The 17,157-nt window shown below is 33.9% G+C and carries 18 protein-coding genes; 3 read left to right on the plus strand and 15 right to left on the minus strand.

Features of this window, described 5'->3' with window-relative positions:
• Both F5ESL0230_RS08115 and F5ESL0230_RS08120 read right to left on the minus strand, forming a co-directional pair.
• Positions 1-864, minus strand: coding sequence for an alpha/beta hydrolase (locus F5ESL0230_RS08115; RefSeq protein ID WP_122022349.1), 864 nt, complete (start codon positions 862-864; stop codon positions 1-3).
• Complete coding sequence (locus F5ESL0230_RS08120; RefSeq protein ID WP_122022350.1) at positions 857-2,158, minus strand: PTS transporter subunit EIIC; 1,302 nt, start codon at positions 2,156-2,158, stop codon at positions 857-859. Before F5ESL0230_RS08120 ends, F5ESL0230_RS08115 begins: the two co-directional genes overlap by 8 nt.
• Before the next feature lie 146 nt (positions 2,159-2,304).
• On the opposite strand from F5ESL0230_RS08120, the gene F5ESL0230_RS08125 reads away from it, so the two are divergent.
• Positions 2,305-2,538, plus strand: a complete 234-nt coding sequence (locus tag F5ESL0230_RS08125) for a hypothetical protein (RefSeq protein ID WP_122022351.1) — start codon at positions 2,305-2,307, stop codon at positions 2,536-2,538.
• Positions 2,539-2,687: 149 nt separating this feature from the next.
• Here the strand turns inward: F5ESL0230_RS08125 and F5ESL0230_RS08130 are convergent, their stop codons facing one another.
• From F5ESL0230_RS08130 to F5ESL0230_RS08190, 13 genes are all read right to left on the minus strand, one after another.
• Positions 2,688-3,407 (minus strand): helix-turn-helix domain-containing protein, encoded by a 720-nt coding sequence (locus tag F5ESL0230_RS08130; protein ID WP_122022352.1) that lies wholly within the window; start codon positions 3,405-3,407, stop codon positions 2,688-2,690.
• 114 nt (positions 3,408-3,521) lie between these two features.
• Positions 3,522-4,460: a carbamate kinase gene (arcC, locus tag F5ESL0230_RS08135; protein ID WP_122022353.1), complete on the minus strand. Its 939-nt coding sequence runs from the start codon at positions 4,458-4,460 to the stop codon at positions 3,522-3,524.
• A 10-nt stretch (positions 4,461-4,470) separates the two neighbouring features.
• Positions 4,471-5,904 (minus strand): arginine-ornithine antiporter, encoded by a 1,434-nt coding sequence (gene arcD, locus F5ESL0230_RS08140; RefSeq protein ID WP_122022354.1) that lies wholly within the window; start codon positions 5,902-5,904, stop codon positions 4,471-4,473.
• Positions 5,905-5,906: 2 nt separating this feature from the next.
• Positions 5,907-6,953, minus strand: a complete 1,047-nt coding sequence (argF, locus tag F5ESL0230_RS08145; RefSeq protein WP_122022355.1) for an ornithine carbamoyltransferase — start codon at positions 6,951-6,953, stop codon at positions 5,907-5,909.
• A gap of 37 nt (positions 6,954-6,990) precedes the next feature.
• Positions 6,991-8,235 carry an arginine deiminase gene (arcA, locus tag F5ESL0230_RS08150; protein WP_122022356.1) on the minus strand — a complete coding sequence of 415 codons (1,245 nt, stop codon included), beginning with the start codon at positions 8,233-8,235 and terminating at the stop codon, positions 6,991-6,993.
• Between the two features lie 300 nt (positions 8,236-8,535).
• A complete protein-coding gene (locus F5ESL0230_RS08155; RefSeq protein ID WP_122022357.1) occupies positions 8,536-9,213 on the minus strand; it encodes a DUF975 family protein in 678 nt (225 codons plus the stop codon).
• Positions 9,214-9,480: 267 nt separating this feature from the next.
• On the minus strand, positions 9,481-10,419 hold the full coding sequence (locus tag F5ESL0230_RS08160; RefSeq protein WP_122022358.1) for a serine hydrolase: 939 nt from the start codon (positions 10,417-10,419) through the stop codon (positions 9,481-9,483).
• A complete protein-coding gene (gene dltD, locus F5ESL0230_RS08165) occupies positions 10,419-11,726 on the minus strand; it encodes a D-alanyl-lipoteichoic acid biosynthesis protein DltD (RefSeq protein ID WP_122022359.1) in 1,308 nt (435 codons plus the stop codon). Before dltD ends, F5ESL0230_RS08160 begins: the two co-directional genes overlap by 1 nt.
• Positions 11,719-11,958 (minus strand): D-alanine--poly(phosphoribitol) ligase subunit DltC, encoded by a 240-nt coding sequence (dltC, locus tag F5ESL0230_RS08170; protein WP_122022360.1) that lies wholly within the window; start codon positions 11,956-11,958, stop codon positions 11,719-11,721. Before dltC ends, dltD begins: the two co-directional genes overlap by 8 nt.
• Positions 11,959-11,987: 29 nt before the next feature.
• Entirely contained in the window at positions 11,988-13,226 is a 1,239-nt protein-coding gene (dltB, locus tag F5ESL0230_RS08175; protein ID WP_122022361.1) for a D-alanyl-lipoteichoic acid biosynthesis protein DltB, read from the minus strand.
• A complete protein-coding gene (gene dltA, locus F5ESL0230_RS08180; RefSeq protein ID WP_122022362.1) occupies positions 13,226-14,737 on the minus strand; it encodes a D-alanine--poly(phosphoribitol) ligase subunit DltA in 1,512 nt (503 codons plus the stop codon). The genes dltB and dltA overlap by 1 nt, the downstream gene beginning before the upstream one ends.
• 12 nt (positions 14,738-14,749) lie before the next feature.
• On the minus strand, positions 14,750-14,899 hold the full coding sequence (locus F5ESL0230_RS08185; RefSeq protein ID WP_122022363.1) for a teichoic acid D-Ala incorporation-associated protein DltX: 150 nt from the start codon (positions 14,897-14,899) through the stop codon (positions 14,750-14,752).
• Positions 14,900-15,042: 143 nt separating this feature from the next.
• On the minus strand, positions 15,043-15,363 hold the full coding sequence (locus F5ESL0230_RS08190) for a hypothetical protein (RefSeq protein WP_122022364.1): 321 nt from the start codon (positions 15,361-15,363) through the stop codon (positions 15,043-15,045).
• 535 nt (positions 15,364-15,898) lie between these two features.
• Here F5ESL0230_RS08190 and cbpB point away from each other — a divergent pair.
• Positions 15,899-16,366, plus strand: a complete 468-nt coding sequence (gene cbpB, locus F5ESL0230_RS08195; protein WP_122022365.1) for a cyclic-di-AMP-binding protein CbpB — start codon at positions 15,899-15,901, stop codon at positions 16,364-16,366.
• Between the two features lie 216 nt (positions 16,367-16,582).
• Positions 16,583-17,134, plus strand: coding sequence for a hypothetical protein (locus F5ESL0230_RS08200; RefSeq protein ID WP_122022366.1), 552 nt, complete (start codon positions 16,583-16,585; stop codon positions 17,132-17,134).
• The last annotated feature ends 23 nt before the right edge of the window (positions 17,135-17,157 follow it).

Consider the following 17,157-nt stretch of genomic DNA (forward strand, 5'->3'; position numbering starts at 1 on the left):
TTAATCATCTTTTCTTTTATTTGTTTTCACCGATTTGTTAGGCTTTTTCAATAAATACCGGCGAATCACTTGAATTACTTGTTTATTTTGGGGCAATTCAGAATGATCTGCTTGCTTACCGGTCACGATTATGGCCGTATAAGCTTTAACTTGATTTTGAAAAATAAACTTACCCGCTGCGACACTACTTTCAGGTACAATGCCGTCAGATTCATAATTTTTACCACCAGTTAACGAATAAACCTTTAAGCTTTTCGGTAATTTACTACGTCCTTTAATAAAGTCTGCTAACATCTGAGTTCGATTGGCTATGTTTTTTTCAGTAAAGTTATAAGGCGTCCCCAAAGTCATTAACCGTTTAATCTTAGCATCGCTGTCATATTGTGAATAGTAATGTTCTAACCAATAGGTCCAAATAAGTCCTCCATTAGAATGACCAAAAGCATTAAAGTTATTAAATTTATAGTTCTTCATTAAAGAGTCAAACGCTATGTCTAGCCAATAAGCTTGCTTTTTTATATTTGCATATCCATCGCGATTATCGGCAAAACCAATAATAATAAATGGTTCGCGGTCATTTTTCCCAATTGAACCACTATATGACAATTTTGCTTCACGTGAAACAGTGATTTTTAATACGCTATGTCGACGCACAGTTGTCTTATTTAGCTGACTAATTAATTGATTAAATCTTTCTGTTGTTGCACTTGATCCCGGCACCATAATTACGGGCGAAAGTAACGATTTACTCCGTTCTGCTCGAGTATTATTTTCTTTTTTCATCCAGGAATAACTGGGGATAGATAAGATAGTCATAATTACGACTAATCCGAGTAGCCATTTATAATTCGTGTTTTTATTCATTTACATTCTCCTGCGTGGCCTCACTTAACTTTTGGCTTACCCGTTCACTAAGTTTAATAATTGGCCACAATAAGCCAATGTCACTTAAAAACAACAAAATTGTAAAAATCAACGTTCCCCAATTGCCATTAGTCCCAAAAAAGGGAACTAATAACCCTGGTGTCCCTTTTAAAATTGGATACACACTCACCGGAATAAGCCGTAAGCTAATTGCACTAGCGGCTATTAGTAAATTAAATAATGGAATTAAAATGCTCGGTAACAAAAATACGGGATTCAGCATAATTGGTAGCCCCACGGTAAAGCCCAAAGTTGAATTAAATGCTGCCGGCAAAAGGCTAATTTTGGTTAAAGAAACAATTTCTTTATTTTCATGACGTAACATTAATATGACAATGATTGCTAAAATAACACTAGAGCCGCCCATCATAGCATAATTATTAATTAAAGAACTACCCAAAAATTGATAAGGAACCTGCCAAGAATTGCCATGTTGTAAAGCATAGGTTAAATTTTCTGCAGAATGAGCATTATTAATTGTTCCAGAAAGGGCATGTACTGGAAAACCAATGCCTAACCAATTTAAAAAAGTAATAACTACTGTGAGTAACATTACTTCCCATAAATTATTTGTAATCTGTACTCGATTAATAAGCTCATTAAAACTAGTCGAATTTAATAGTTTAATTTTTAAATCATAAATAAAAATTCCTAAAATAATACTCAATATGAGACAAACACAAGCTGGAAGCGCAGCTTGCCAAACCCGGCTTTGAATAGTCCTTGTACTTTCATCTTTAACAGGCTGATAATCTTTACCCAAAAATCGGTAAATAAGACCAACCCCATAACCAATAACTAGAGCAATAAATACCGCATTAATTTGTAATAAGCTTTCTGAAAAAAGCTGTTGAGTATTGTGATTAGTACTAGATGCATAAGCACAAAAAAGAATAAATAATACAGCAGTTATACCGGCCATACTCGAATCTTTATGATAAATTCGAGCCGTATATTGAGCCATAAAGTAACAAGCATATAGTCCAAAAATGCCAAAAGTTACTTCCACCATGCCCGCACTAATAAATGAACCCGTGTACCAAAACTGATCTGATATTACTTGGTCTAAACCAAAAATATTGTATATTAGTCCGTCGGGGGCAAAAACCAAATTATGCAAAAGTTTAAAATATGAACCAGCCATGGCAATTGGCATTAACATAACTAAAGTACGTTGAGCAGCTTTAAAAAAAGAACACTCACGAATTTTAACTATAGTAGCGATATCTATCATTTTTTGAACTCCTAACCAAGCTATTAAGACAAAATAATACGCCACTTATTCTAAGCCAGCAAATTTTACGTATAGTTCTTATTTATTTTTTAACAGTAATTTTACTCAAAATGTTATAATAGCTGTAACTTCTAGAAGGTGAAAAAATGAGTAAGAAAAAAATTGAATTATCGACCAATGTAGAAATGTTGATTAAAAAATATCTCAATCTTAATGATCTTAGTTTGGATGAATTAACTAATAGAGCTCTTAAAGCATACTTAGTTAATCACCTAAGTTCAACACAGGTCAAGGAAGCTTTGAAGCAAGCCAATGAAAGTGAATCAAGCTATTCAAATAAATTATTTCAAAGCAACATTGATGATTTAAATAAGCTTTAACCAAGCAAGCCAAGCAGGAAATTTCCTGCTTTTTTTGGACAAAATAAAAATATCCTAGTGTTTAACACTAGGATATTTGAATTCTTAAGGAGACTTTTATTATTAAAATTAAATTTGGCTTATGATATTAATAAAAATCGCTTAGACAGTTACTTAATACTTAAAGAGGTTGTTTTATCTCTTGGCAACATATGATTTGAAAAACTCTGCAATTCAGTTTCAAGTATCCGCAATTTATCAGTTCTTTCCTTTAAAAATGCTGCTATTAAGGTTAATAAATCGATACCCTTATGTGGGTCTAGTTCAGTCACTGTTTTAATTTTCTGTAAACGATATTCTACAGTCTTGGGGTGAACCATTAAAATATTAGCCAGTGACGACATGGATACTTGATCTTTGGCATACAGCCATAGGGTTAGTTGCGTATCTTCATCAATTTGACTTAGCTTTTTTCGGATAGCTGGATAATCTAAGGTTGAATGCATAATATTAGCCATATTTGCCACTTCATCATAATAAACAGTGGCATCAAACTTATTCGTTAATGTTAAAGCAAACAGCGCTTCTTTAATACTGCCCGACAAGTCAAAATGTGGTCTACCAATACCAATAAAAATATTTTTAGGTAAATTAGTTAAAAAATGTTTTTCCTTATTTGGCCGCATAACATATACGCGTTTATTTTTATCTAAATTAAATGCTAATCGCCATTCAGGCAAATTGTTATATTCACTTGAGGCTACTACAGCAATATATTTTATATCTAAGTCAACACCATTAATTTTAGCACGTCCATCAAAGCCATTATCAGCTACTGGCACATCATAATCTGAAACGTATAACCACTCATGCATAAATTTTTCAAGCATATTTATTATTCTCCTATTTCACTAATCAATATATAAATTTTTTCTTATATAAATTTACTATCTGCAAATAGGTAATTAAATAGCTCTATCAAGTAACTGTTCGGCAATTTTTTCTTAATCTGGAACAATTACTGTTCCATCACCATCTTTTAAATAAGAAGAAACATTATCTAATGATGTAATAATAGCTTTATGACCGGTTGACTCTGCGTATGAAATAGCAGCTTCAACTTTTGGTTTCATTGATCCGCTTGCAAATTGATTATCTGCTAAATATTCTTTCATTTGGGATACGCGAACTTCATGCAAGTCTTTTTGGTTTGGCTGTTGATAATTTAAAGTTACATATTTTACAGCGGTTAAAATTATTAATTCATCAGCATCAACTAGTTCAGCTAATTTTGCTGCTGAAAAATCTTTATCAATTACTGCTTCAACACCATGAACTTCAGCTCCCGCTTTAACAACGGGAACACCACCACCACCACCAGCAATTAAAGTCACATCATTATCTACCAAAGTATTAATTGCTTGGGCTTCCATAACACTAATTGGTTTAGGTGAGGGAACCACTCTTCTAAAGCCGCGACCAGCATCTTCAACAATTTGCCAATCAGGGTGTTCTTTTTCAATTTCTGCCACTTCTTCATTATAAAATGGTCCAATTGGTTTTGAAGGATGTGCAAATGCATTATCATGTTCATCAACAACTATTCTAGTTAACATTGTTGCAACATTTAATGATAATTGTCGCCTTTTTGCACATATGTTTAAGGCATTGGCCAGCCATAAGCCAATTTCACCTTGCGTCATAGCGCCAACTGTATCTAATGGCATAGCTGGATTGCTTTTGGTACTACCTGCAAGTTCTTGTAATAATAGATTGCCCACTTGAGGGCCGTTGCCATGAGTGATGACTAATTGTATATCTCCTTTAGCAATAAACTCCGTTAGGTAATCCGCTGTCTTCATTAATGCGGCTTGTTGGGCTTGTGCTGACGGATCATCTGTTAAGATGGCATTGCCTCCCAATGCAACAACAATTCTTTTCATACTTTCCTTTCTACGCTTTTAGCTTACCTAGAATAAGTGCAATAATTGCAGTTAAAGCTAAAAGACCAATAATAATCATAAAAATCCATTCAATCTTACTAATTGGGTGATTATTTTCTTTGCGAGCACGGTAATATAAAACAAAACCAATCACATAGGCAATGGTACACAGCCACAGATATTGCAACCCCGCAAAAATCATCCCCACAACTTCAAAAACTAAAGCAATGAGACCACACCAAATCATGCTCTGATGTCTGTTCTCTAAACCTAATTTCAATTCATATGCGCCAACCAATGCATAACAAACAGCAATTGAAGATGTACATAAGGAGTAAGCAAAGTTGTATGCTTGGTCTGTAAAAAGCAATGTAATTAAAAATAGTTGAATCAAAATTTCAGTTAACCAAAGAGAATTAGCTGGGGCCCTGTGTTTATTCAATTTACCAAACCAATTTGGTAGTAAACCTTGTTCAGCCATTAATGAAGTAGCTTCAACTGGTAACATTGTCCAAGATAACCAGGCACCTAATATGGAAATAATCAAGCCAACTGCAATAAATGCACCGCCAATTGGTCCCGTCATTTCCTTAAATAGATAAAGCAAAACAGGATGCCGCATTGTTTGTAATTTAGCAAGCGGCAAATAGCCATATGGTAAAATAGAAACAACTATATAAATACTTAATAAAGAAAACAAACCAATAATTGTTGCTTTACCTGCATCTGACTTTTTCTTGGCACGAGCAGCCATTGTTGTAGCGCCCTCAATACCAACAAACACCCACATCATAACCATAATGCAGCCTTTAATTTGGCTAAAAATGCCAGCTCTTGTTGGTGCAGTATACGTCACTTTACCCATAAGATTGGTAGACATATTGGCCCAAAAATGACTTGTAAAAATACCTGCCTTAAAAGTAATAAGCGCAATTACAATAAATGCAAAAATTGGAATCATTTTAGTTATAGTAACAATCGCATTAATAACTGCGGCTGATTCAATTCCCTGAGTAACTAAAATTGTTAGTGCCCAGGAAATAATCGAGGCAACAATAATTGCACTAATACTATTACCTGACTTTAATGGTGGGAAGAAATAACCTAATGAAGACATTAGCATCGTTGCAAATGCCACATTACCAAGCCAAGCTGACAACCAATAACCCCAGCCAGAAATAAATCCAGCAAAATCACCAAAACCTGCACGAGCATAGTCTGATACCCCAGTTAAGTCCGGTTTAGTCAAAACTAAATTATTTAAACTTAAAGACAATGTTAAAATACCGATACCAGTAATTACCCAAGCTAAAAGTGCTGCCCCCGGTGTAGCCGCTTGTGCTAAAGTCGATGGTAAATCAAAAATTCCTGAACCAATTGCTGAACTAACAACTAAAGCAACTAGAGCTGGCAGAGCTATCCCTTGCTCTTTGGAATCAGTCATGACTAGTGGCCTGCCTTTTCAAGCTCTGGTACAGCTGGAATAAACATATTGCCTAAAGTTGCTGCCATAATCGCTTTAATTGAATGTTTTCGGTTTTCGGCTTCATCCCATTGGCGAGCGTACTTGCTACGAAAGACTTCATCAGTAACTTCCATTTCGGTAATACCATACTGCTCTTTAACATCTTGACCATATTCTGTGTTAGTGTCATGAAAAGCTGGCAAGCAATGCATAAAAATCAAATTATCATCATCCATGCCTGTTTTGTTCATCATTTCCATATTAACTTGATATGGTTTAAGTAATTTCACCCGATTTTCCCAATCAGACTCACCCATTGAAACCCAAACATCAGTGTAAATAACATTAGCCCCTTTAACACCTTCATCAATATCAGCCGTTACCAATAAGTTAGCACCTGATTCCGCAGCAAATTTATTTGCTAAATCAATAACTTCTTGAGTTGGGTGTAATTCTTCTGGTGCCACAATATGAATATTGACACCGAGCATTGCACCAGTTACTAATAAAGAATTAGCCATATTATTGCGACCATCACCAACAAAGGCCAGTGTCAAGCCTCGCAAATGACCAAAGTTTTCTTTAATTGTCATAAAATCGGCAATCATTTGGGTTGGATGCCATTGATCAGTCAAACCATTCCAAACTGGAACACCGGAATATTTTGCTAATTCTTCGACGTCTGTTTGTTTGAAACCTCTAAATTCAATACCATCAAACATTTTGCCTAAAACAATTGCAGTATCCTCAACGGATTCCTTTTTTCCTAATTGAATATCATTAGCTCCTAAATACTCAGGATGTGCACCTAATTCAATTGCTGCAGTAGTAAACGCTGAACGCGTTCTAGTTGATGTTTTTTCAAATAATAAAGCAATATTTTTTCCTTCTAAATAATGATGCGGAATATTTTTTTGCTGTAAGGTCTTTAAGTGTAGCCCTAAGTCAATTAAATATTGAATTTCTGCTGGAGTGAAATCCTTTTCTGCTAATAGTGAACGTCCTTGAAATACTGAATTAATAGCCATTTTATTTCTTCCTTTTATTTATTTGATTTTTTATTTTTTATAAATCTTCACGCCACAGAGGCTGAGACATACAACGCGGACCACCACGACCTCTTGAAAGTTCACTTGAAATAACTTCATGCACCAGAATATCGTGTTCACGTAACATTTCATTACTTACATAATTACGGTTATAAGTAACTACTTCACCTGGGGCGATAGTTAAAGTATTGGATCCATCATTCCATTGTTCACGTGGGGCAACAATATCATCAGCATTACCAGTCATAATCAAATCTAGTTCTGATAGATGAAGGACTTGTTTTAATGTTTCCCCTAAATCAGTGTGATGTTCCATCTTGATTTTGCCGTTTTCATCTGGGGTCATAACAAAAATATTCATTTTCCCGGCTTCATCCATAATTCCTGGAAAAACAGTAAACTGGTCTTTATTGACCATCGTAAATACCGTATCAAGGTGCATCATAGCGTGATTATGTGGGATTTCAATCGCTACTACTGTATCAAAGTGACTATCATCATTAGTAAATAATTCTTGTGCCAAACCTTCAATTGATTTAGATGATGTTCTTTGTGAAACACCAATTGCTAAAACATGATCGTTTAATACCAATTCATCCCCACCCTCAATTCGGGTACTATGATTACGATCGCGCCAAACATTAACATGACCTGCAAAACGGGGATGGTATTTCATCACAAATTCAGTAAATAATGATTCAGGCTGACGAGCTTTAAAAGTCATATGATTAATAGTAATTCCTGAACCTATAGAGGCTTGTGGATCCCTTGTAAAATATGCATTAGGTAGGGGATCGAGTAGAAATGGGTCATTAGCATCACTGCCTGCCAAATCGTGTAGGGTTTCATTTTTTAAATCCAAATCAATTTCATTACGACGAATACCGCTATAAAGCTTAGTTACCATATCATGCAAGTCAAAACTATTAAGATATTCTTGCAAGACATCATGTGTTACGCCCGCTTCATAACCATGTTCACTAAGGTATTGCTTAATAAACTCTTGACGAATTTCTGAACTTTGACCTAATGCTTCAACCGCTAAGTCATCAATATATAGGGTCTCAACCCCATTCTTTCTTAAGGTTTCAGCAAAATAATCATGTTCTTCTTGGGCAATTTTCAAGTATGGGATGTCATCAAACAACAGATTCTCCATTGTGTCAGGAGTAATATTTTCAACTTCAGCACCTGGACGTTTCAACAATACTGTTTTTAATTTGCCAATTTCTGAATTAACATTTATTGCTGGATTTTCCATCTTTATTTCTCCTTTATGCAACAATTGTAAAATTATCAAAAAGCGCTTTCATTAATTTACGTGATAATTATTGCAAAAACACATATGTGATAAAACGGTATTTTTGATAGTCTTTTTTATCCATTTAGATAAATAAAAAGCACTTACTAACAGGTTACGTAAGCAAGTGCTAATAATGATTGAATAACTATAAAGACATAATATCTTCTTACCCAATCTCTTTTTAGTTTTTTAGTAATTTTCCAACTATAAATAAAAAGCATATAAAGTAGTTATCCTTTTATATGCTTTAATGAAATATTAATTAAATTGGTCGCCGGCCAATTGACGATAAAAATTAGCCTTGGTTGTTTGAACATATGGAACTATCCAAATAAATCCTATGCCCAAAGTAAGTAAACCTATTAAATACCAGCCCAAAAAGCTTAAGTCTAAAACAAACAATTGCCATTTGTGTCCCACCATCAATCGGCGACTTTCAGTAATTCCCGTCGTAGCATGAACTTCTTTGCCACTTTCAACCAGGTCGCTCACAATATACGGAGTTAAGGCATAAGAATAACTTTTAATAATACCTGGAACGACAAGTAAAAGTGTCCACAAATTTTGAAAAATATAACTGCATAAATAATTTAAAAATTCTGGAATAAAACGATTGTCAGTAAAGACCGAAAAAACAGCCTTAAACAGATTGTGCTTATGCCCTCTAGATAAATGTAAGAAGGTAATAACCATACTTAACATAAAAAAGCCACTGAGAAAGCCCAACCCTGTACCTAAAAAAAAGGTGCCATTCGTAACATACGGCTTTACTACTTCAACAACATTATTTCCTTGAAAATTACCAATATCATCTTTTATATTATAGCCAAAAATCAAGCCGTTTAAGATTACTATAATTAGGCCTATGCAGGCAGCCCAGCCCCAATTGCCGCGAAGCTCTTTTTTAGCTTCTGCCTTTAATTCTGCTCTATTCATATTTTCCTCCACACAACTCTTCTAATAAGTTAATTTTAACTTAAACAGATGATTATTAGCAAAGAATATACAAAAAGCTTAGTTCCACCAACATCGGAACTAAGCTCACACAGTGTTTATACCGTCAGCACTGACCACATAAAAAGAAGTATCATTTTCGCTACCGTAGAAAATGATTAAATTATTCTTTTCGCTAACGGCACAACAAAATTCTAGCATGCAATTACCTAAAAAACAAGATATGCAATATTCATGACCAAATAACCATTAATCAATTAAAGACTTCATAATTTTATCAATCTGCGGCTTTAAAGATGTAAATTGCCCCATTCGCGTTCTATCTGACTGGATAATTAGCATTGTTTTAGCATCCTTAGTACTACGTAAAAAGGTATAATAGCCTTCTCCGGCTCCATTAGCTATTTTAAATTTACTATTATTATAGAAACCACCATTGTAAAAACTCGGTGGACTGGCTTGATAAAGTAACTTGCGACTTTTACTCGACAAAAATTTACCCGCAAGCAAATAATGAATTACTTTAGCTAAATCATGATTAGACATTACTATCGAGCCAGCTCCCAGCTCATTGTGTGCATCACTTAAGGCAACTTTAGCTTTGACTAAAATATATCTACCTTTTTTATAAACTTTACCAGGAATAAATCCGGTATTTAACAGCTGAGCCGACTTAGCCCATAAAAATTCAGTATGCTTCAACTTCAATGGTTTAATATAAGTATCACGAAATAACTTTTCATAACTTTTTCCCGTTACTTGGGATAAAATACCGCACAAATATATATAATTAAGTGAACTGTAATACCATTTCCCTAACATTTTCGGTACAAAAATTGTCTTAGCAATATTATGTTCAAGATTTGCTTGATCAGATTTAAAAGCTTTACTTCCTAATTTACTACCAGGCCGTAAACTCAAGCCTGCGGTCATTGAAATTAGATTTGCTAATTTAATTTTCTTTGAGCCAGGGATTGCTGGATAAAACTTACTAAGTGGATCTTGCAAACTTAATTTACCAGTTTGAACAAGCCGCATTACTAATGCTGCAGTCATCGACTTTTGAACAGAATTAATTAAATAACTAGTGTCAGTTGCATTATTTGTAGCATAATCAAGTAGAATCTTATTGTCTTTAATGACAAGAACTGATCCCTTAATTTTTAAGGCATCAATTTGCTGGCGCACTATTTTTCTTTTAAAGCTGCTTTTCGACTTTCAACTGCAGAATATTTGTCCGTTGTCTTAATCATTCCTGGCTTGTTTTGCCATTTTTTAGTATAGAAATAATTACGCATATTATAATTATACGGTTCATTTTTCTGATTCATAAATGGCTTAACCGCTTGATCGACAGCAACCCATCCACGCCAACCAATATGAATGGTATCTTCCATAAAATATTTTTCCGAACCACGTTTGGATAAATCTTCTATCTTATCGAAGCCTTGGCTGTTTAATTGGTACTTAATTTTATTAACTGATTTTTGATACATTGACTCAGATAGTCCAGTATAATCAGCCCACTTTTGATTTATCGGCGGAATAATGAACAAAACATTTGTATGTTGTTTAGCAAATTGGTGCAACATCAATTCAAAGTCACTATACTCAACTGATTTTGTATAATTAAAATCATGCTGACTATCCTTTAATTTAGCTAAGGCTCGTTTATTTAAACGCATTTTGTAAAATTTGTTATTAATGCCAAAGCTATTAGAATTAGTATTAATGGCAGCCTGTTGCTTAGCTATTTGGTCAAGCGCCTTAACTGAGTATGTATTAGGCAATAGTTTGGCATGACCATTAATCTTTTGGATACGATCACGTAGCTGAAATGTACTGAAAAACTTGTCCTCATTGTTCAGCATACGCCGCTGATTTTCAAGGAGAAAACGTTGCGTACTCGTTAAACTCTGACCATTTGCAATTGTTTTCATGCCAGATTTAATAACACCCTTTGTTTCTGGCATTTGCAAGAAGCGTTTGGCTGCATAACGATTAGAAACGTTACTTTTCTTAATTCCTAATAAAAAATTACAAGCTTGCAATGGTGAATAATACAGCGAAAAAGCATCTGGATCTTGACCAATCTTGGTGAACCATTGGGGTGAAATAATCACTACAGCCTTTTTATTCTTTAACTGTTTAGCAGTACCTTGCATCCCTAAAAATTGAGCTAATGATTGGCTTCCAGGTCCCCCCAATAAAAATGGACGATAATTGCGGTGATATTTTTCAGCCAAAACGCTCGGATGAAGTGGATCAAGCCGTGATAATTCACTAGAACCATAAAAAGGGACATAGCCATCATCAAAGGCATTCTGCTTCATTCGTGATCCTTTAAAAATAGTAGTTGTCTGCGAATTAGCTGCTTGATAGATAGCATCCTTAGAAAATGTTCGCTCCCAAGGTATTAAAAAAATAACTAACAGCAGGATAAAAGCGCAAAGAACCGGGCCAAAAATTTGCCACAGTCGGCGTTTATTACTCATCTTTTGAATTTTCCACCTTTGAAACAATCTTACTTGGCGTGTTCCATTCATCCCTGTCAAATTCAGAAACTGGTACATCAATTGCAAACTTCTCTTGCAAATTCAAGAGCATTTGAACACTAGCCATTGAATCCATTAAACCATTTGCAAAAATATCTTCATCCATTCTTTCTGATAAATCTTCACCAGTTAAATCTTGCAAAATGTCTAAAACTTCTTTTTCAATATTCATAATAAAACCTCTTAAATTAGATTACTTTCTTACTTCCAACCAAACCATAATTCACTAAGGAAGCCTGAAAAAATCAAAAAACTAAAACAAACAATATTAAACGTTATAAAAATTGCCAACCATTTCGTAAACTTATTAGACGGAATTTGCTCCTTGTGTTTCTTTTTATATCTAAGCCAGCAATCATTAATAATAATAGCCATTGCATGGAATAAACCATAAACAATATAATACCAGGTTAAGCCATGCCAAAAGCCCATTGTCAAGAATAATAACAAGTATGCAGCTTGTGACAATCTAATCGGATTCTTAAACAGCTTTTTCTTCATGGCAAAAAACGTAAAACGCATGTAAATGTAGTCACGGAACCAAAATGACAGCGTCATATGCCACCGATTCCAGAATTCTTTAATATTTTGCGAAATAAAAGGCTTATTAAAGTTTACTGGTGTATGAATTCCCATGAAATTAGAAATGGAAACTGCAAACAGGGAGTACCCTGCAAAATCAAAAAATAGATACATACTATAGCAGTACATATAGGCTACTAGCCACCAAGAAAGTTTCAGACCACCATTAGCTGCACCTGCAATTAAAGCAGCTTTAGAAATCTTAGGCAACCAATAGGTTCCAAAAAACCAGCCTAAAACAAATTTATAAAGGAAGCCTTGAAAAAGATTTCTTGTTGCTATCTCTAAATCAGCCAGATATTGGTCACGTTTAGGAGCAACATTGCATTCCTTAGCAAATCTGCGGTAACGATCAATTGGGCCAGATGAAAAAGTGGGAAAGAAAAGCAAAAATCGTAGATAGGTGCTCAAATCAAGTTCTTTAATCGCACCATCACGCACTTCCATAATAACCTGTACCGTCTTAAAGGTAATATATGAAATACCTAAGAAAGCTAAGACACCAGGAATTGGTGCTTTAGGAAAAGCAATCTGAAATTTAACTAAAACTAGCGGTAAAATAGCTAAAACAACCGCTAAGTAGAAAACCCATGTCTTATTCTTACCATTTTGGCGATAATGCAGGTACCAATAGCTCACTAATAATTGAAACAATAGGTAAATAATTAAATTAACCCCTTGCTGCCACTTATCTCCATCAAAAATAAGAAATAAAAAAACTAATGAAAATGCCACTTCATAGATTTTTAAGCGATGACCATGATATAAGCCAATAATGATTGGTACTAGGCCAATCAATAAATACACAAAGTATTGCGGATTAGTGTAGGGCTGTAAGTTTATGAAGTTAAAATTCACTACTCATTAACCTCCTTAATTACAGCTTTAATATCAACTTTTCCATTCTGGGAAATTGGCAAAGTTTCACGGTAAACAAATCGTTGTGGAATCATGTATGGCATCAAATTTTTAGCTAAATCAGCACGTATTGCTTTAGTAATTTCAGCCTCTGAATAACGGTCTTTAATACCATCTTTTAGTTTGATTTCAGCTACAAGTTGCTTAACCGTGTGGTCCTTACCATACTTAGGAGCTGCTACTCCATGATCAACAAACTCATTCTTACCTATATAATGATTGATTTCTTCTAATTCAATCCGATAGCCATTAAATTTAATTTGAAAGTCAATTCGCCCACGATAAAATAGCATTCCATTATCTAGGAAACCCTCATCACCAGATCTATGACTCATGTACTTTGCACCTGGCTTTTTGAAAAATGCCTTAGCAGTCTTTTCCGGGTTATTCATATATCCCTTAGAAGTACTTGGTCCTTCAATGATAATTTCACCTTGATTGTGGTCACCCTTTGTTTCATCAATGGTAATTTTGGTATCAGCTTTAGCACGTCCGATTGGTAAACGGTCATACTTATTCAATATTTCGTCAGTAATCTCTACTTGTGTTACTGCAACAGTAGTCTCAGTTGGACCATAAGTATTAAAAATTTTAGCATGGGGGAACTTTTGCTTAAGCATCAAAGCTTCACCATGAGGTAATTCTTCGCCACAAAATAGAAAATGCGTCATTTCAGGATGATGTTCCTCATCAAATGTTTTATCAAGAAAACACATTTGCGCAAATGATGGAGTTGACACCCAAACATTAAATTGCAATTTAGGTAAGGTTAAAAATAACTGGGCAAAATTCTCTGTTACATCATGTGGCAAGACCACCAATTTACCACCGCTAACTAAGGCTGGATAAAGACTCATCACCGAGAGATCAAATGAATAAGGCGCTTGCGATAAGAAACTGGGATAATCAGGTAGAGCAAAATCGGTCATTTCCCAATTGATAAAACTTAGTAGATTGTTATGACTAATCTGAACCCCCTTAGGTAAGCCACTGGTTCCAGAAGTAAAGATAATGTAGAAATTGGCATCACCTGCCACAAAATTTTGCGAATCAATCTCAAAGGTACCGTTTATTACTTCACTAGGTTTAATAACTTGCAAAGTTGTTAAATCAATTTCCGGAAGTGCATCAATCGCCAAAATAACTTTTGCTTTAGCAACTTCTTGAATCATCGCTATTCGTTCCGCATTAGAATAACTAGCAATTGGAATATACGCATGCCCAGCTTTGACACAGCCCAAAAAACTAGCAATCATTTCAAAATCTTGTCCGCCCCATACCATAATTGGACTATCAGCCGGAAGATTTAATGAAATTATTTTATGTGCCCACGCATCTGAACGCTCTTTTAAATCACCATAAGTATTAGTTTTACTTAAATAATCATAAGCAATTCGGTTGGGTTCAATTGTAGCAATTTCATCAATTTTTTTAATTACATCATTAATCATAATGATACCACCTTAAAATTCGTTATAAATAAAGTGAACCGACGTCAGACCACTATATTGATATAGATAAATTAGTGTCATTAAAATAACACAATAAATAAGTGTCGTGAGAACAAACTTACCTATTTGTTTACTACGTGAAACATTTCCTTTTTTTAGCATAAATCTTTATCTCTCTAAATCTTAATAAATCCCCAAAATATTATTATATGTTTACACTGTATTACCACTGTATTACTACTGTCAATGACCAACTTAAAATTTTATCATTTTTTTACTAAATCTAAACATTAGTTTAGCAGGATTCATTGTTCTTTATTAAATTTACTACAAGCGTTATAAGAAAAAATTAGTGGGATAAAGACAATCAATGATAAAAACAAAATAGCAAATGTCAATAGACTTACTAAATTTTTTCGTTTCAACCACCCTTTACTCGTAGCAGTTGTCAGAATAAAAACGGCAAATGCAACGGTCACAATCAACTCAATTAAAAAGAAAACAGAGTAACTCGACCAACTTGCTGTCCTATAAAGCCATAACCAACCTGAGGCCGGTAATAAACATAGCCAGCCTGAAACACGTAACCAAAAAGTAATTCGATTGCGATATTTTTGTTTTTCCATTTTTCTCCTTAATACATTAGATATAGAACAAAGACAATTATAACAATGTGTTCTTCAATAAACAATTTTACATCAAATGAAAAATTGCTTTATTTATGAATTCGTCATACTTTTTTCACATTTTATAGTTATACTGAATGCTGATATGGTGATGCTGAGAAACATTACCATGTTACACTCAACTTTTATGTTTTTCATTCATACTCCTCCAAGTATAATGTAATGAAAAACGGAATGACTTTACAGGTCATTTTCATATCTATCCCTTTCAACTCACGTGTATTGCGTGGGTTTTTCTATTTCCTTTATGACTTCTAAAGGAAATCTTTACTAATTTATAAGACATTTTCTACCTTTACTTTACAATTAAGGAATATTATTTACAAAGTAGTAAGTTAGTAAAACTTGCTACATACTCCCACTTTTTATTTCATTCATTCTTACTCCTTCAAAGTAGATGAAAACTAACTGACCCGCATGTTTTGCGGGTCTTTTTCTTTATTTTGTTTAATTTTAGTGAAAGGGGGTGGCCTAAGTGTTTTCGCCCACAATCAAACAGCTATTAGCAGAAAAAGCCGACACTTTTATTATTCCGGCAGCAAAAGTCGCTTTTGTTCAAGCTAATAATCCTCTCTACCATGCTTTTTTAATTTTAACGAGAGTAAAATATGCTAAGATTCCCGTACTGGATCAGAAAAATCACGTAGTTGGTCTAATTAGTTTAGCCATGATTACTGCTACAATGATGGGAACTCATAAAATAACTAGTGAGCCCTTAAATAGCCTTAAAGTTCGTGATGTAATGGAAACCAAATTCGATAAAATAAATCTTTTAGGATCAACTTTAGAATCCCAACTTCATTTATTAATTGACAATCCATTTCTCCCAGTTGTCGATAATCATAATATTTTTCAAGGTCTCTTAACTCGGCGGGAATGGATTAAAGCTTTCAATTACATTACACATAATCTAGAAAAAAAATATAAAATCATAAAGAAATGATCCTTGCTTTTTATCTTTAAGGATAATACTCAATATACAGTGCAATCATTTATCTACTTATATAGCAAATGGTATTATAAAAATTTTTTTATTACCCACACTTTTTTGAGTTATACTTAACTTAGAATAAGCTTCATGCTTTAGTATTAAAAATTGTCTTGTTTATATTAATTGAAAAATTATAGATTGCTTTGTATTAAAAAGAAGGATACTAATATGGCAAATAAAATAATTTCTGAGCAATTAAACACTTTAATTGATGCTATTATTGACAATTTAGCATATCCTCGTGAACAAGAATTATCTTTATCAGAAAAAAAGCAGCTAGTCACCCAATTAAAAAAAATTAACCAAGCGCCCGATAATTTCTCTGAAAAAGTAATAATTACTGATGTCTTTTATAAAGACAAAATTGCCAAAGAATTTAAAATTATCGACCATAATTTTGGGTGGATTTTCGAAATTTTACAACACGAATTAGTTTCAGCCACTAGACTTCATGCCCTGTTGCTTGATTTAGCCCATGAAGAACATTTTTCACTTGAAGGGATTAATAAAATAAACCACTATTTTTCTGAAACTGACGATCATGGTGACAATGATAATTTTATTACGATGTCTTTTGCTGACTTGATTGATTCACTTAATCGCGCCAAAATTTTTCAAGTTGAAACTAATCCTGCTCCGCAAAAGCAAAGTGTAAAAAAGTCGCCTGCCTCAATCAAAAGAGCCAGTTCAAATAAAATTATCAAATTATATGATTATTGATTCAAGAAAGCTATAACGCTTTC

Origin of the sequence: Lactobacillus sp. ESL0230 (genome assembly GCF_003692805.1) — a bacterium.
GTDB lineage: Bacteria > Bacillota > Bacilli > Lactobacillales > Lactobacillaceae > Lactobacillus > Lactobacillus bombicola.

Coding starts and splice junctions, on each gene's coding strand:
- dltA (WP_122022362.1), bottom strand. CDS start 14,737: ATGATTAATGATGTAATTAAAAAAATTGATGAAATTGCTACAATTGAA.
- F5ESL0230_RS08115 (WP_122022349.1), bottom strand. CDS start 864: ATGAATAAAAACACGAATTATAAATGGCTACTCGGATTAGTCGTAATT.
- F5ESL0230_RS08120 (WP_122022350.1), bottom strand. CDS start 2,158: ATGATAGATATCGCTACTATAGTTAAAATTCGTGAGTGTTCTTTTTTT.
- F5ESL0230_RS08130 (WP_122022352.1), bottom strand. CDS start 3,407: ATGCTTGAAAAATTTATGCATGAGTGGTTATACGTTTCAGATTATGAT.
- arcA (WP_122022356.1), bottom strand. CDS start 8,235: ATGGAAAATCCAGCAATAAATGTTAATTCAGAAATTGGCAAATTAAAA.
- F5ESL0230_RS08190 (WP_122022364.1), bottom strand. CDS start 15,363: ATGGAAAAACAAAAATATCGCAATCGAATTACTTTTTGGTTACGTGTT.
- arcC (WP_122022353.1), bottom strand. CDS start 4,460: ATGAAAAGAATTGTTGTTGCATTGGGAGGCAATGCCATCTTAACAGAT.
- argF (WP_122022355.1), bottom strand. CDS start 6,953: ATGGCTATTAATTCAGTATTTCAAGGACGTTCACTATTAGCAGAAAAG.
- F5ESL0230_RS08200 (WP_122022366.1), top strand. CDS start 16,583: ATGGCAAATAAAATAATTTCTGAGCAATTAAACACTTTAATTGATGCT.
- F5ESL0230_RS08185 (WP_122022363.1), bottom strand. CDS start 14,899: ATGCTAAAAAAAGGAAATGTTTCACGTAGTAAACAAATAGGTAAGTTT.
- F5ESL0230_RS08155 (WP_122022357.1), bottom strand. CDS start 9,213: ATGAATAGAGCAGAATTAAAGGCAGAAGCTAAAAAAGAGCTTCGCGGC.
- dltD (WP_122022359.1), bottom strand. CDS start 11,726: ATGAGTAATAAACGCCGACTGTGGCAAATTTTTGGCCCGGTTCTTTGC.
- arcD (WP_122022354.1), bottom strand. CDS start 5,904: ATGACTGATTCCAAAGAGCAAGGGATAGCTCTGCCAGCTCTAGTTGCT.
- dltC (WP_122022360.1), bottom strand. CDS start 11,958: ATGAATATTGAAAAAGAAGTTTTAGACATTTTGCAAGATTTAACTGGT.
- F5ESL0230_RS08125 (WP_122022351.1), top strand. CDS start 2,305: ATGAGTAAGAAAAAAATTGAATTATCGACCAATGTAGAAATGTTGATT.